This is a genomic window from Kushneria pakistanensis (assembly GCF_014652795.1).
In the GTDB taxonomy this organism is placed as follows: Bacteria; Pseudomonadota; Gammaproteobacteria; order Pseudomonadales; family Halomonadaceae; genus Kushneria; species Kushneria pakistanensis.
On sequence record NZ_BMZM01000001.1, the window covers coordinates 450,778 to 465,120 of the forward strand.

The window sequence follows — 14,343 nt, forward strand, 5'->3', positions numbered from 1 at the left end:
CAAGCAGTTAGGCGATTCTCCCTTGCAGATGACGTACTGGCAATACCCCTTGTTGTGTCCAGCGGCCCTTATAAGGTGTCAAACCTGAATCTTAAGGTTAAATGATTGAAAAAAGTAGGTCATTGCCGCTGTAATGCGACATCACAATAGCATATCGAGCCCGATTTGCTGTCTTCTTCCATGAACAGGCAAGGATGTCGAACGGCCATTACAGCGCGGTCCAAGACGATCAGGTCGTAGCAAGAGGAGAGATAACGCACCATGCAGATCGCCGTGTTGTCCGGATTTGTGCTGGCCATCCTTGTTCCTCTGATATCCCGCTGGTGCGGTAGCCGCACCGGGCTGATACTGGCACTTTACCCTGCCGCTATCGCCTTCTGGCTGGTCTCACTGATGCCTGAAGTGCTGCAGTCAGGCGGCATCTATTTCGAACAGGCGTGGGCGCCAAGTCTTGGGCTGAGCTTAAGTTTCTGGCTGGATGGCCTGTCGCTGCTGTTCGGACTTCTGATCAGCGGCATCGGTACGCTGATCATCATTTATGCCAGCGGTTATCTGCACGGGCACCCACAGCTTGCCCGTTTTTATGTGCTGATCCTGTCATTCATGTCCTCCATGCTTGGCGTCGTCATGGCAGACGGGCTGATGACACTGTTCGTGTTCTGGGAGCTGACCAGCATCACCTCCTACATGCTGATCGGCTTCAATCATGAGGATGCTGCTGCCCGCAAGTCAGCCCTTCAAGGGTTGCTGGTGACCTTTACCGGCGGTCTGGCGCTCATGAGCGGCCTGATCATGCTCAACGTGGCAGGGGGCAGCTGGTCGCTTCAAACATTGCTCAATGATGGCGACGCCCTTCGTGAGCACGCGCTTTATCTACCGATGCTGCTGTGTCTGCTGGGCGGTGCCTTTACCAAATCGGCGCAGTTCCCGTTTCATTTCTGGCTGCCCAATGCCATGGCGGCACCGACGCCGGTATCGGCCTATCTGCACTCGGCCACCATGGTCAAGGCCGGTATCTATCTGATGGCGCGTCTGCAGCCCGGGCTGGGCGGCACCGAGACCTGGATGACCATTCTCTGCATTGTGGGTGCGATCACCATGGTCGTGGGGGCCTTCCTGGCCATTCGTTTTTCGGGCATCAAAAAGGTACTTGCCTATTCCACTGTCATGGCACTGGGGACGTTGACCATGCTGCTGGGCATCGGCGGAGAGGCGGCCATGATTGCCTTTGTCACCTTCCTGGCGGCCCACTCCCTCTACAAGGGGGCGCTGTTCATGGTGGCAGGCGCACTTGATCACGAGACAGGTACCAAGGACATTGACGAGATGGGTGGCCTGCGTCGCGCCATGCCGGTGACGGCCCTGTGTGCCTTCGTGGCGGCCATGTCGCTGGGCGGGGTAATTCCGCTCTTTGGTTTCGTGGCCAAGGAGCTGATGTTTGAAGCCGTCCTCGATGCACCGCGCTATACCGGTTTCCTGATCGGCATGAGCCTGCTGGCCTCCGTACTGGTGGTAGCAGCGGCCGGTATCGTGGCACTGCGTCCCTTCTTCGGGGCACTCAAGGCCACACCGAAAGATCCTCATGAAGCACCGCTGTCCATGCTGGCCGGGCCCTGTGTGCTGGCAGGCCTGTCACTGGTGTTGGGCTTTATGCCCTGGCTGGCGGGCGACGGTCTTTTGAATGCCGCGGCCAGTGCAGTCATGGGCACCGAGGTGGCGACCGATCTGTATCTCTGGCACGGCATCAATACGGCGCTGATGATGTCGATGTTCAGTTTGTGTGTGGGTCTTCTGGTGTGCTGGCGCTGGTCGGGGGTACGAGGCGCCATCCATCGTTTCAGTCCGATACTCGATCGCGGCCCGGAAGCCGTGTACTGGAAGCTGATGGATCTGCTGGTGCGTGTGGCCGAATGGCAGACACGTCTGCTGCAAAGCGGTTACATGCGCAACTATCTGATTCTGACCCTGCTCACCTTTGTGGGCCTGACCGGCTACACGCTTTTGGTACGTCACGGCCCGGTATTTGATCTTGAACTGGATGTGCGTCTGCAGGAAGTCGTGGTGGCATTTGTCACCGCAGCCAGCGCGATCATGGCCTGCATGATGCGCTCACGTCTGGCGGCGGTGGCCACCGCGGGGGTCATGGGCTTTGGGATCGCGCTGATATTTTTGCTCTTCAGCGCCCCGGACCTTGCCATTACGCAGCTTCTGATCGAAACCCTGACAGTGATACTGCTCATTCTGGTGCTCTTTCGCATGCCACGCTTTTCGAGCTTTTCAACCCCCATGGAGCGTGTGCGTGACATGTTTGTTGCCGTCAGCACGGGGGTGCTCATGACGCTTTTGATTCTGACCGTGCTCGGACAGGATCTTTTCACCTCCATCTCTGAATACATGATCGAAAACAGTGAGCCCCTGGGTCACGGCCATAACATCGTCAATGTCATCCTGGTCGACTTCCGCGCCTTGGATACGCTGGGTGAGATCTTTGTATTGTCCCTGGCAGCCATCGGTGTGCTGGCCATGCTCAGACTGCAGGCAAAAGAGAAGAAGGCATCATGAAAACAGGCACTCTGATTCTATCGGTAGCCGCCCAGATGCTGGTGCCGCTACAGATTCTGTTCTCTCTTTTTCTGTTGCTGCGTGGCCATGATGAGCCCGGCGGCGGCTTCATTGCAGGTCTGGTCGTGGCGGGCGCCTTTGCCATGCATCAGTTTGTCAACGGTCCGGAAGCCACGCGGCGTCTGCTGCGTGTCGATCCGCGTGACTGCATTGGCTTTGGTCTGTTGCTGGGCGTGGGTTCTGCCTTTCCGGCCTGGTGGCAGGGAGAGGCGTTTCTGACCGCGCAGTGGTGGGAGGTACCCATGCTGGGGCTCAAGCTTTCCACACCGTTGATTTTTGATATTGGTGTGTATCTGGTCGTACTGGGGTCGGTATTGACGGCCGTGATCACGCTGACGGAGGTCGACAAGGATGAGGCATGACACGCGCGCACCATCAAGGGAGGGGACTGTATGGAACCCATAATGGCGGTTGTCATCGGCGTGATTTATGCCGCTGCCATTTACATGATGCTGCGACGGTCGATCGTCAAGCTGGTGATCGGACTGATCCTGATTTCAAACGCGGCCAACCTGTTGATCTTTACGGTTGCCGGCATGACGCGCGATGCGCCGCCGCTGATCCCCATGAACGGAGATCCGCTGGGTGATGTGATTGCCGATCCGTTGCCGCAGGCACTGGTGCTTACCGCCATCGTCATCGCCTTCGGGGTGCTGTCGTTTGCCGTGGTACTGATTCGCCGCGCCTACCAGATCGTCAGGGTCGATGATATGGACCAGATGAAGGATACCGACACGTGAGCCCGGAAGTAGCTCTCCCCATATTGATTCCCCTTACGGCCGGCGCGCTGTCGATGGCGTTCTGGCGCTCGCGCATGATGCAGCGTCTGATTGGCGTCGCCGGTACGGCTGCATTGCTGGCGGTCAGCATCTGGCTTTTTGCCAGCGTGCAGGATCAGGGCCATGTGATCATGAATGCCGGTGGCTGGGCGGCGCCCTTCGGGATTACGCTGGTCGCGGACCTTCTGAGTGCCATCATGGTGGTGTTGACCGGGATTATCGGCTTTGCCGTGGCGGTGTACTCCCTGCCGACCATCGGGCGTGGCCATGAAACCTTTGGCTACTATCCGCTGCTGCATCTGCTGCTGGCGGGCGTGGCAGGGGCCTTTCTGACCGGTGACATCTTCAACCTGTATGTCTGGTTTGAAGTAATGCTGCTGGCCTCCTTTGCGTTGTTGATTCTGGGCGGCGAGCGGGCGCAGATGGAAGGGGCCATCAAGTATGTGACGCTTAATCTGCTCTCATCAGTGATTTTTCTCAGCGCCATTGGGCTTCTTTACGGCATGCTCGGTACGCTCAACATGGCCGATATTGCCCGGCGTGTGGCCCTGGTCGAGGACAACACGCTGATCGATATCGTCGCGGTCATGTTCATGATCTCGTTTGGCATCAAGGCGGCGGCCTTTCCGCTGTTCTTCTGGCTGCCGGCGGCCTATCACACGCCCCCGGTGGCGGTGTCGGCACTGTTTGCGGGCCTCTTGACCAAGGTGGGGGTGTACGCCCTGTTTCGTGTCTTCACCCTGATTTTCAATCAGTCGGTGGATTTTACTCACGAAATTCTGCTGTGGGGCGCGGCACTGACCATGCTGACCGGCGTGCTGGGGGCGGCGGCCCAGTTCGAGTTTCGCCGGATACTGTCCTTCCACATCGTCAGTCAGATTGGTTACATGTTGATGGGACTGGCGCTTTTCACGCCACTGGCGCTGGTTGGCGGGGTGTTTTATATCCTTCACCACATCATCGTGAAGACCAATCTGTTTCTGATCAGTGGAGTCGTGCATCGATTGAAGGGCACGCATGACCTCAAGCGGCTGGGGGGCGTTTACAAGGCCTGGCCATTGCTGGGTGTGCTATTTCTGATTCCGGCGCTGTCACTGGCTGGTGTGCCACCCCTGTCCGGCTTTTTTGCCAAGTTCGTACTGATTCGCGCCAGCATTGAAGCCGGCGAGATCACTATTACGGTGATTGCACTGCTGGTTGGTCTGCTGACACTTTATTCGATGACCAAGATCTGGGCCGAGGTGTTCTGGAAAAAGGCACCCGATGATGACGGCGCCGCGATAAAGGTCAGCCCGCTGTCCCAGCGCCATCTCTGGCTGATGATTGCGCCGATCCTAGGGCTGGCGGCCTGTACGGTTTTCATCGGGCTCAACGGTCAGCTTCTTTATGACGTGGCCGAAGCCGCTGCAGCGCAGTTGCTCGATCCGCAGGGCTATATCGATGCTGTACTGGGAGAGCAGCCATGACAGGGCTTTTATCCAATCTATTGCTGGCGGTAGCCTGGATCGCGCTCAGTGGTGATTTCAGCATGGGGGGCATGCTGACGGGGCTGGCATTCGGTTATCTGGTCATCTGGCTGCTGCAAAATCATATTCCGGGTCTTCGTGGCTATGGCAGCCGCCTGCCAAGAATCGTGTCCTTCGTGTTTTATTTCCTGCGTGAACTCTTCATGGCCAATTTCAAGGTCGCCTTTGATGTCATTACGCCACCATGGCACATGAAACCAGGGGTTATTGCCTTTGAACTGGAGGCGAAGACCGATCTTGAAATCGCCTTTGTGGCCAACCTGATTTCACTGACGCCGGGCACGCTGAGTCTGGATATTTCCGATGATCGCCGTGTGCTCTTTATTCATGCCATGTTCCTGGATGACGAGCAGGCATTGAGAGGGGATATGCGGGAGATGGAGCGTCGAGCGCTGGCGGTGCTGCGATGAGTCACATGAGCGTGAACATGACGGGGGACGCATGCAGATACTGATCCATTTGAGCTTTGCCATTCTGGCCATCTCCCTGGTGCTGTGCTTCGTACGCCTGGTGATCGGGCCCAGCCTGCCGGATCGGGTCGTCGCGCTGGAGCTTTTATCTATGATCATTGTGGGCATCATCGGTGTGCATGCTCTCCAAAGCGATGAGACCAGCTTTCTCGACGTCGCCATTGTGGTGGCGCTGATGTCCTTTCTGGCAACCGTCGGGTTTGCCCGGTTTCTGGAACGAGGAGGGCGTCGCGATGATTGAGTTACTCCAGGGGCTTTTGCTGGTTACAGGGTCTCTTTTCATGTTGATTGCCGCGCTGGGTATTGTGCGGCTGCCGGATCTACTGACTCGAATGCATGCCTCTACCAAGGGGGCGTCGCTGGGGGTCATGCTGCTGATGGCGGCGGTAGCACTGCATTTTCTGGAAGAGGTCGTGTTTGCTCGAACGATCGCCATTACCTTCTTCGTATTGCTGACGGCGCCGGTCGCAGCACATGTCATCGGCCGTGCCGGCTATTTTGTGGGGATCGAGCTGTGGAAGGGGACACTCAAGGATGAGCTGCGGCCCAATTACAATCCCTTGAGTCATCGCCTGCACAGTGGCCTGAAAAAGCCAGCGAAAGAATCAGAGACTGATGCTCTGCGTGACGGGCGCAGTGAGGGTGGGAAGGGCGATTCCGACACCAGAGCCTGACATATCGTCAGGCGTCGGGCATTGCTATGCTGTTGTCCCCACTTCTTGGATGTTGATCCTGCCATGCTGTCTGGAAAAAAGGTTGCAACACTGCCCTGGCTTTTGGGTATCGCGGGGTTAATCCCCTTTGTAGGCCTTGCCGCTATTGTCGTGCTGTCAGTACCCGGCTGGCAGGGCGTCGCGCTTCAGGCATTTCTTTACTATAGCGCTGTAATCCTGTCGTTTCTGGGTGGCATACACTGGGGTGTAGCCATGAGTCTCGATCATGAGGGCAGCCATCACTTCAGCTCACGCATGGTCGTGGCCATGGCGCCGTCGCTGCTGGCCTGGCCGGCGCTCATGCTCAGCCCGCAGTTTTCCCTGCTGGCACTGATGACCGGCTTTCTTTTGATCCGTCTTTATGAAGCGCAGGCCGATAGCGTGGAGCGCCTGCCGGCCTGGTATACCTCGCTGCGCACGCTGCTCACGGTTGTTGTGGTTGTGGCGCACCTGTCCATTCTGCTGTTACTCATGTTGGCATAATGGTTTAAGCAGCGGTTTATTACCATTTGTTTGAGTTTGATGAATATAAAGTTACCTGGGTGATTCTTAACCTGAGTTGACTTATATATAGTACTTGTCATGTATTGAATGACATGACATCTAAAAAAGCGCGCGCTTCATTTAGAAGGGCGCGCTTTTTGTATGACCATTCCTACAACCTTTCATTCTTTTATTGTTATTTGATGAGACTCTTTATCAGTCCTTCCAAAGTACAATAAATCACGGCTATTTCAGCACAACAAAAAAGTGTTTTATTTGTCTATTCTCGGTTGCATAACGCAATAAATACGACCTGTATGTCTGTTGGTTAATATTATGTCACGTTAATAATTTCGACATTTAAACAGACTGCGACGCACGACCACGCCCTCTATTCGCGACCCCTGAAGCGCCGGGTCGGGAAAATGGGCTCAAGGGATCGAGAATCATGCAGACAGTTATGGTCACCGGAGGCGCCGGATTTATCGGCTCGGCGCTGATACGTCATCTGATCACCCATGATACGTGTCGTATCATCAACGTTGACTGCCTTACCTACGCAGGTCATACCGCCACACTGCAGGACATCGATCAGGATCCCCGTTACCAGCTGGAACAGGTCGACATTCGCGATCGGCCGGCGCTGGATCGTCTGTTTTCGACCTGGCAGCCGGATATCGTGGTCCATCTGGCAGCCGAGTCTCATGTAGACCGCTCCATCGATGGCCCGGCTGTTTTCATCGATACCAATATCGTGGGTGTCTTCAATCTGCTGGAAGCCGCACGCCACTGGTATGAGGGGCTCGAGGGCGAAAGTCGCGAGCGCTTTCGCTTTCACCATGTGTCAACCGATGAGGTGTTCGGCGATCTGTCACCGGACGCCGCTCCCTTCAGTGAAACCTCATCCTATGCGCCCAGCTCGCCCTATGCCGCCAGCAAGGCCAGCGCCGATCATCTGGTACGCGCCTGGCAGCGCACCTATGGGCTGCCGACCCTGATCACGAACTGCTCTAACAATTATGGCCCGTGGCATTTTCCGGAAAAGCTGATCCCGCTGGTCATTCTCAACGCCATCCAGGGGCGTGCAATTCCGGTTTACGGTGAGGGGCATCAGATTCGCGACTGGCTTTTCGTCGAGGACCACGCCCGCGCGCTTCATCGGGTCATGCATGAAGGCGTGATCGGCAGCAGCTATAACATCGGTGGCCATGAGGAGCGCCGCAATATCGATGTGGTGACCACCATCTGCGATGTGCTTGAACGTCTTGAAGTGCCGCATCCTGAGGGGGTTACCCGCTTTCACGATCTCATCACCCATGTGGCGGACCGCCCCGGGCATGACCGGCGCTACGCCATCGATGCCTCGCATATCGAGCGTGAACTGGGCTGGCGTCCGCAGGAGAGCTTTGAAAGCGGCATCGAAAAGACCGTGCGGTGGTTTTTAAACCATGGCGACTGGTGTCAGGGCGTCGAGAATGCCGATACCCGCCAGCGTCAGGGACTGGGAGCCACGGCATGAAAGGTATCATTCTGGCCGGCGGCAGCGGCACACGACTGTATCCGCTGACGCTTGGCGTCTCGAAGCAGCTTCTGCCCATCCACGACAAGCCGATGATCTACTACCCGCTGTCGATACTGATGCTGGCCGGTATTCGGGAAGTACTGATCATTACCACGCCGGTCGAACAGTCCCTGTTCCAGCGTCTGCTGGGGGATGGCGAGCGTTTCGGGCTGTCGATCGAATACGCCGCACAGCCCAGCCCCGATGGACTGGCGCAGGCGTTTTTGATCGGTGAGTCGTTTATCGGCAATGACAATGTCTGCCTGATTCTGGGCGACAACATCTTCTATGGTCATGGCTTCGTACCACGCTTGAGGCGTGCAGTGAACCGCGACGCTGGTGCCACGATATTCGGTTATCAGGTACGCGACCCCGAGCGCTTCGGCGTGGTGGAGTTCGACAGCGATCAGCGCGTGCTGTCGCTGGAGGAGAAACCGAAACAGCCGAAATCGCGCTACGCCGTCACAGGGCTCTATTTCTATGACAATGATGTTGTGGATATTGCCCGTGAGGTGCGGCCTTCCGATCGGGGAGAGCTCGAGATTACCAGCGTCAACCAGGCCTATCTGGAGCGGGGCAAGCTTAACGTCGAACTGCTGGGCCGCGGGTTTGCCTGGCTTGATACCGGCACTCACGAAAGCCTGCTGGAAGCCGCACAGTTTGTGGAAACCATCGAGAAGCGACAGGGCTACAAGGTGGCCTGCCTTGAGGAGATCGCCTGGCGCAACGGCTGGATCGATAGCGAGGCGCTGATGATACAGGGGCGTGCGCTGGAGAAAAACGGTTATGGACAGTATCTGATCTCGCTGCTGGAGTCGGCATGATTCCCTTTACGCGTCCTTTTCTGCCGCCCGAGGCGGACTATCAGCGCTATATCAACGACATGTTCAAGCGCCAGTGGCTGACCAATCACGGGCCGCTGGTGCAGTCCTTTGAACAGCATCTAAAGACGTTTCTGGAGATCGAGCACTGCCATTTTGTGGCCAACGGCACGCTGGCCCTGCAGCTGGCATTCAAGGCGCTGGCGCTGGAAGGCGAGGTCATCACGACGCCGTTTTCCTTTGTGGCCACGCTCAACGCGCTGCTATGGGAAGATCTGTCGCCGGTGTTTGTCGATATCGATCCACAGACGCTGACGCTTGATCCAGCGCGTATTGAGGCAGCGATCACGCCGGCCACCTCCGCCATTCTGGCCACACACATCTACGGCCATCCCTGTGATGTCGAGGCCATCGAGGCCATTGCTCGCCGTCATGACCTGAAGGTCATCTACGACGGCGCGCACGCCTTTGGTTCAAATCATCTGGGGCGCAGCCTGCTGGATTATGGCGACATCAGCATTACCAGCTTTCATGCGACCAAGCTTTTTCACACCATCGAGGGCGGGGCGCTCTTTACCCGCAGTGCCGAACTCGGTGAACGTATCGCCTCGCTGCGGGCCTTCGGGCAGACCGGTGGAGCAGGCATCAACGCCAAGGGCTCCGAGGCACATGCGGCGATGGGCCTGGCGCTCTGGCCCTGGCTGGAGCACATCCTTGCCAGTCGGGCCGATATCGCCGGAATCTACGATCGATGGATCGACCGCAGGGGATTGCCTGTATCCCGGCCTGGCCTGGTGTCCGGGGCCGATGTCAATCATGCCTATTACCCCATACTGCTGCGCAGCGAGGCGCAGCTGGAAAGTGTCATGCACTATCTGGCCGAGCGCGATATCCACCCGCGCCGCTATTTTTATCCAGCACTCAGCCGCGTCGAGGCCGTAAGCGGTATCGCGCCTGCCATGCCCGTGGCAGAAGACATCGCCTCGCGGGTGCTTTGTCTGCCCAATTTTGTGGCCATGACCGGTGAGGATGCCGAGCAGGTCATGCGCCACCTTGAAGATGCCCTGTTACTGGAGACTGCATGAGCCACGATGCCCCCGAGCTTGCCTTTCATCGTCATCGCGACCGTGCCCTGTTGCCTGAAGCCTTCCTGCGCTTTATCGAGCAGGTCGAAAAGGAGTTCACGCCGCCCCTGTCAGAGCAGCATCACCTGCCTGATTATGTCGACAAGCTGCTGCGTCTGGCCGAGGTAGATTACGTACTGGACGGCGATGAGGTGGTGGCCGCCATTGCCTGCTATGCCAACGACCAGGAGCATCATCAGGCCTATGCCACGTTCTTTGGCGTTTTGCCAAATTATCGTGGCAGCGGTATCGCGCGACCGCTGCTGTCGATGGGCATCGAGTCCTGTCGGCAAGCCGGCATGTTTGATCTGCGTGCCAGAACGTGGCATCGCGGCAGGATTCTGGCCTTCTACGAAGAAATGGGTTTTGTGGTCGAACGGGTGGAAACCAACGAGTGGGGCGTTGAGTCGCTGCAGCTGACCATGCCGCTTGTGGATCGATCCGACCATGCCCGCTAGCGTCTCATACCGTCATGGCGGCGACCTGCCCGGGGAGGGTTCATGAACGTACTGCTGTCCTGCGTCGGTCGACGCGGTTATCTCGTGGATTACTTTCGTGATGCGCTTGCCGGTCAGGGGCGGGTCATCGCGGCCAACAGTGACCCCATGACCGATGGCATGTGGCGTGCCGACCGCGCTCATGAAGTGCCCGCGGTCAATGATCCCGGCTATATCGATGCGCTGCTCGATATTGCAGAAAAGGAAAATGTCGAGCTGGTGGTGTCACTTTTTGACATCGATCTGCCTTTTCTCAGTGCCGCCCGGGCACGGTTTGCCGAGCACGGTATTCGAGTGGCTGTCTCCGATGAGGCGGTGGTGGATATCGCCAACGACAAGTGGCGTACCCAGATATTTCTGCAGGAGCACGGGTTTGACGGGCCGCGCACCTGGGCATCACTCCCGGCAGCACTGGAAGCCGTGAATGCTGGAGAAGTACGCTGGCCGCTGTTTGTAAAACCCCGCTGGGGAATGGGCTCCATCGGTGTACAGATCGCTCGTGACATTGAGGAGCTGCGTTTTTTTTATGAACATACCCGCCGTGCCATTGCTCGCAGCTATCTCACGTTGATGGAAGATCGTGTCATCGAAAAGGATGGTCGAGGCGATGTGCTGATTCAGGAGGGCATTGCCGGTCAGGAGTACGGACTTGATATCTTCAATGATTTTGAACGCCATCATGTGATTACTACCGTCAAGCGCAAGGTGCGCATGCGCTCGGGCGAAACCGATGTGGCCGAGATCGTGGACATGCCGGCCCTGGCACGCCTCGGCGAGCGCCTTGGGCGTCAGTTGGGGCATGTAGGCAATCTTGATGTCGATGTCATGGTCAGTGGCGATCGCCTGGCCGTGATCGAGTTTAATGCCCGGTTTGGCGGCGGCTATCCCTTCTCGCATCTGGCCGGCGCCAACTATCCTGAAATGCTGTTGCGCCTTGCAAAAGGGCTGCCACCGGCGCCTGAAGTGGCACGCGTTGGGACCTTCGGGCTCAAGGCACTTGTTCCCATGCAGGCACCTGATGCAGGCCAGGGCGACCGATCATCATGACCCACGGGTTTGTTTGACAGGAGTATGTCGTGTCGGTCAAGGCCAATGCGCTTGCCAACTATGCCGGTCAGCTTTACACCACGCTGATCGGTATTGTCGTTTATCCCTTTTATCTGGCCTGGATGGGAGAGGAAGCCTACGGTCTGGTAGGCTTTTTCATTGTATTGCAGGCCTGGCTTAACCTGCTGGATATGGGCATGTCGCCCACGCTTGCCCGCGAAACGGCCAGGGCCGCCACGCATCAGGGCGATCAGTGGCAGCAGCTGCGCGGGCTGGTGCGAAGCCTTGAAGTCGTGTTTCTGGGGCTAGCGGTCGTGGTAATGCTGCTGATCACGCTGGGCAGTGACTGGATTGCCACGCAGTGGCTCGAAGTCGATACGTTGTCACGTGATGAGGTGGCCTGGTGCATCGTGCTCATGGGCATCATGATCGGCATGCGCTGGCTGGCGTCGCTGTACCGCAGCGGCATTCAGGGACTTGAGCGCCAGGTCTCGTTGAACGTGGTCAACGTCTTGATCGCCACGTTCAAGTTCTTGGGTGTACTGCTGATCCTGCAGTTTGTCAGCACACAGCCCAGTGCCTATTTCGAATACCAGATTGCGATTGCGTTGCTGGAGCTTCTGGTGCTGGGCGTCATGTTCTATCGCCTGCTGGGCGGGCGAGAGATGTGGCAGGGATTTTCCTGGGCGGTGCTGCGCCCGGTGCTGCCCTTTGCCGGCGGTGTGGCCTATACGGCCGGTATCTGGATATTGATGACGCAGCTGGACAAGCTGTTGCTCTCATCATTTTTGCCGCTATCGGAATATGGCTATTTCACTCTTGTGGTGGTGGTGGCCAATGCGATCATGACCCTGACCATGCCGATCAGTCGTGCCCTGATGCCGCGCATGACAGCACTGCTTGCCAGCCAGGAGGAGGCGCAGATGCTGCGCCTTTACCGTCGTGCCTCCCAGTTCATCGCGGCCACGCTCCTGCCGGTGGCCGGCATGGTGGCCCTTTATGGCGGTCAGCTGCTGTATGCCTGGACCGGTAACATGGAGGCCGCACAGTGGGGGGCGCCTATCCTGCTCTGGTACGCGCTGGGCAACGGTCTGCTTGCCATTGGCGCCTTTCAATATTATCTCCAGTACGCGCACGGCCAACTGCGCCTGCATGTCATCTATAACACGGTGTCGGTACTGATCGTGGTGCCGGTGGTGGTGGTCGCAGCCTGGCAGTGGCAGGCGATTGGCGTGGCCATCGCCTGGTGTGGCTTTCGCCTGCTGTCGTTTCTGCTCTGGACGCCGTTTGTACATGCAAGGTTTGCACCCAACATCCACCGCCAATGGATGACCCGGGATATTCTGCCCTGTGCCGTCGCCACGGCCCTGATGCTGTTGTTTTATCAGTGGCTTGGATTGTCTCTCTGGGCGCTGCCCAGGCCCTGGATATTTGCCAGTCTGATGGCCATGGGTGTCGCCATTTTGCTGGTCAATGCGGTGGTTTCCTCGGTGGGACGCGACATGATCATTCGCCGTTTGCAGGAGAGAAAACATGCCCGCGCCAGCCACTGACGTACTGAACGCAGACGCACTGCCCTCTGAAGAGGCGCTTGTTCGGCACTGGCCGGCGGACGCGGACAGGCCCGAGGTCAGCATCCTGTGCACGACCTTCAATCAGGCAGGCTATATCCGGGATGCCATCGAAGGCTTTCTGCGTCAGAAGACGGATTTCTGTTTTGAAATCATCATCCATGATGATGCCTCAACCGATGGTACGGCAGAGATCGTTGATGAATATGCTCAGCGCTATCCTCGCGTCATCCGGGCTGTATTGCGTCATGAAAATCAGTATCAGAAAGGACATCGCATCATGCCGCTGGCGGCAGGCTTTGCCCGGGCCGAGTATCTCGCCCTGTGTGAGGGGGATGACTTCTGGTGCGACGAGCAAAAGCTCGCCCGACAGTACCGAGCCATGCAGGCGCGCCCGGAGATCGCGATCAGCTATCACAACGTGATGCGTCGTGGTCCCGATCAGGAGCATCTGCATATTGAAGCACACGACAAGCGCAACCATGAGCGTGTGGTCCATCTCGATGAACTGCTGGTACATACCGGGGACTACTGTCCCTCGCCATCGCTGATGCTGCATCGAGATGTCATGGAGCGCCTTCCCGAGTGGTTTTACACCACGGCCCCTGTCGGGGACTTTTATCTTCAGGTCATCGCAGCCTGGCCGGCAGGTGCCCTGTATCTGCCCGATGTCATGGCGGTCTATCGTACGCAGGCGCAGGGGTCGTGGTCACAGCAGCAGCGCAGGCTGGAAGATGACCAGCGCCATGCGCGCCATCAGGACTTCATGACACGCCACGCCGAGTGCATGACCCATCTGTCGGAACTGCTGGGCGCCTCTCATACACCGGCCATCACGCTCGCCATGGCGCGGCGCTGGTATTACGCCTCCGTTGAATATCTTCAGGCAGGCCGCTATCGCGCCTTTCGTGAGGCGATTGCCGCCAGCATGCATCTGCAGGCCATCTCGGCACCGCAGCGGCTTTTGTTTCTGCTGCGACGAACACCCCGGCTGGCCGCCAGGATAATGGCGCTGCGTCAGTGGTATCAGCGCTGTCGTTCCTCCAGCGGTACCTGACGGGAAGTCTGTTCTGGCAAGAGCTCTCGCCTCTCAGGAGCAGTGGTCTGACAGGGCCCTGAGCGCACCAGT

The 14,343-nt window shown here is 57.7% G+C and carries 15 protein-coding genes; all 15 read left to right on the plus strand.

Features of this window, described 5'->3' with window-relative positions:
• Positions 1 to 261: 261 nt before the first annotated feature.
• The 15 genes from IE123_RS01965 (at position 262) to IE123_RS02035 (ending at position 14,271) form a co-directional block, all read left to right on the plus strand.
• On the plus strand, positions 262 to 2,562 hold the full coding sequence (locus IE123_RS01965) for a putative monovalent cation/H+ antiporter subunit A (protein ID WP_189514556.1): 2,301 nt from the start codon (positions 262 to 264) through the stop codon (positions 2,560 to 2,562).
• Positions 2,556 to 2,984, plus strand: a complete 429-nt coding sequence (locus IE123_RS01970) for a Na+/H+ antiporter subunit B (protein ID WP_308430191.1) — start codon at positions 2,556 to 2,558, stop codon at positions 2,982 to 2,984. Before IE123_RS01965 ends, IE123_RS01970 begins: the two co-directional genes overlap by 7 nt.
• A gap of 30 nt (positions 2,985 to 3,014) precedes the next feature.
• Positions 3,015 to 3,362, plus strand: a complete 348-nt coding sequence (locus IE123_RS01975; RefSeq protein ID WP_189514560.1) for a Na+/H+ antiporter subunit C — start codon at positions 3,015 to 3,017, stop codon at positions 3,360 to 3,362.
• Entirely contained in the window at positions 3,359 to 4,867 is a 1,509-nt protein-coding gene (locus IE123_RS01980) for a Na+/H+ antiporter subunit D (RefSeq protein ID WP_189514562.1), read from the plus strand. The genes IE123_RS01975 and IE123_RS01980 overlap by 4 nt, the downstream gene beginning before the upstream one ends.
• Positions 4,864 to 5,337 (plus strand): Na+/H+ antiporter subunit E, encoded by a 474-nt coding sequence (locus IE123_RS01985; RefSeq protein WP_189514564.1) that lies wholly within the window; start codon positions 4,864 to 4,866, stop codon positions 5,335 to 5,337. Before IE123_RS01980 ends, IE123_RS01985 begins: the two co-directional genes overlap by 4 nt.
• A 31-nt stretch (positions 5,338 to 5,368) precedes the next feature.
• Positions 5,369 to 5,638 carry an MrpF/PhaF family protein gene (locus IE123_RS01990; RefSeq protein WP_189514566.1) on the plus strand — a complete coding sequence of 90 codons (270 nt, stop codon included), beginning with the start codon at positions 5,369 to 5,371 and terminating at the stop codon, positions 5,636 to 5,638.
• Positions 5,631 to 6,071 carry a monovalent cation/H(+) antiporter subunit G gene (mnhG, locus tag IE123_RS01995; protein WP_189514568.1) on the plus strand — a complete coding sequence of 147 codons (441 nt, stop codon included), beginning with the start codon at positions 5,631 to 5,633 and terminating at the stop codon, positions 6,069 to 6,071. Before IE123_RS01990 ends, mnhG begins: the two co-directional genes overlap by 8 nt.
• Before the next feature lie 63 nt (positions 6,072 to 6,134).
• Complete coding sequence (locus tag IE123_RS02000; RefSeq protein WP_189514570.1) at positions 6,135 to 6,593, plus strand: DUF3429 domain-containing protein; 459 nt, start codon at positions 6,135 to 6,137, stop codon at positions 6,591 to 6,593.
• A gap of 448 nt (positions 6,594 to 7,041) precedes the next feature.
• On the plus strand, positions 7,042 to 8,112 hold the full coding sequence (gene rfbB / locus IE123_RS02005; protein ID WP_189514572.1) for a dTDP-glucose 4,6-dehydratase: 1,071 nt from the start codon (positions 7,042 to 7,044) through the stop codon (positions 8,110 to 8,112).
• Positions 8,109 to 8,978 carry a glucose-1-phosphate thymidylyltransferase RfbA gene (gene rfbA, locus IE123_RS02010; RefSeq protein ID WP_189514574.1) on the plus strand — a complete coding sequence of 290 codons (870 nt, stop codon included), beginning with the start codon at positions 8,109 to 8,111 and terminating at the stop codon, positions 8,976 to 8,978. The genes rfbB and rfbA overlap by 4 nt, the downstream gene beginning before the upstream one ends.
• Positions 8,975 to 10,060 carry a DegT/DnrJ/EryC1/StrS family aminotransferase gene (locus tag IE123_RS02015; RefSeq protein ID WP_189514576.1) on the plus strand — a complete coding sequence of 362 codons (1,086 nt, stop codon included), beginning with the start codon at positions 8,975 to 8,977 and terminating at the stop codon, positions 10,058 to 10,060. The genes rfbA and IE123_RS02015 overlap by 4 nt, the downstream gene beginning before the upstream one ends.
• Positions 10,057 to 10,557 (plus strand): GNAT family N-acetyltransferase, encoded by a 501-nt coding sequence (locus tag IE123_RS02020; RefSeq protein ID WP_189514579.1) that lies wholly within the window; start codon positions 10,057 to 10,059, stop codon positions 10,555 to 10,557. Before IE123_RS02015 ends, IE123_RS02020 begins: the two co-directional genes overlap by 4 nt.
• Before the next feature lie 42 nt (positions 10,558 to 10,599).
• On the plus strand, positions 10,600 to 11,643 hold the full coding sequence (locus tag IE123_RS02025) for an ATP-grasp domain-containing protein (protein WP_189514581.1): 1,044 nt from the start codon (positions 10,600 to 10,602) through the stop codon (positions 11,641 to 11,643).
• A gap of 29 nt (positions 11,644 to 11,672) precedes the next feature.
• A complete protein-coding gene (locus tag IE123_RS02030) occupies positions 11,673 to 13,196 on the plus strand; it encodes an oligosaccharide flippase family protein (RefSeq protein ID WP_189514583.1) in 1,524 nt (507 codons plus the stop codon).
• Positions 13,177 to 14,271 (plus strand): glycosyltransferase family 2 protein, encoded by a 1,095-nt coding sequence (locus IE123_RS02035; RefSeq protein ID WP_189514585.1) that lies wholly within the window; start codon positions 13,177 to 13,179, stop codon positions 14,269 to 14,271. Before IE123_RS02030 ends, IE123_RS02035 begins: the two co-directional genes overlap by 20 nt.
• Positions 14,272 to 14,343: the final 72 nt, after the last annotated feature.

Excerpts from the sequence above, each read along its gene's own strand:
- IE123_RS02025 (WP_189514581.1), top strand. The coding sequence starts at position 10,600 with ATGAACGTACTGCTGTCCTGCGTCGGTCGACGCGGTTATCTCGTGGAT.
- IE123_RS01975 (WP_189514560.1), top strand. The coding sequence starts at position 3,015 with ATGGAACCCATAATGGCGGTTGTCATCGGCGTGATTTATGCCGCTGCC.
- IE123_RS01965 (WP_189514556.1), top strand. The coding sequence starts at position 262 with ATGCAGATCGCCGTGTTGTCCGGATTTGTGCTGGCCATCCTTGTTCCT.
- IE123_RS02015 (WP_189514576.1), top strand. The coding sequence starts at position 8,975 with ATGATTCCCTTTACGCGTCCTTTTCTGCCGCCCGAGGCGGACTATCAG.
- IE123_RS01985 (WP_189514564.1), top strand. The coding sequence starts at position 4,864 with ATGACAGGGCTTTTATCCAATCTATTGCTGGCGGTAGCCTGGATCGCG.
- IE123_RS02035 (WP_189514585.1), top strand. The coding sequence starts at position 13,177 with ATGCCCGCGCCAGCCACTGACGTACTGAACGCAGACGCACTGCCCTCT.
- rfbB (WP_189514572.1), top strand. The coding sequence starts at position 7,042 with ATGCAGACAGTTATGGTCACCGGAGGCGCCGGATTTATCGGCTCGGCG.
- IE123_RS02000 (WP_189514570.1), top strand. The coding sequence starts at position 6,135 with ATGCTGTCTGGAAAAAAGGTTGCAACACTGCCCTGGCTTTTGGGTATC.
- IE123_RS01990 (WP_189514566.1), top strand. The coding sequence starts at position 5,369 with ATGCAGATACTGATCCATTTGAGCTTTGCCATTCTGGCCATCTCCCTG.
- IE123_RS02020 (WP_189514579.1), top strand. The coding sequence starts at position 10,057 with ATGAGCCACGATGCCCCCGAGCTTGCCTTTCATCGTCATCGCGACCGT.
- mnhG (WP_189514568.1), top strand. The coding sequence starts at position 5,631 with ATGATTGAGTTACTCCAGGGGCTTTTGCTGGTTACAGGGTCTCTTTTC.
- rfbA (WP_189514574.1), top strand. The coding sequence starts at position 8,109 with ATGAAAGGTATCATTCTGGCCGGCGGCAGCGGCACACGACTGTATCCG.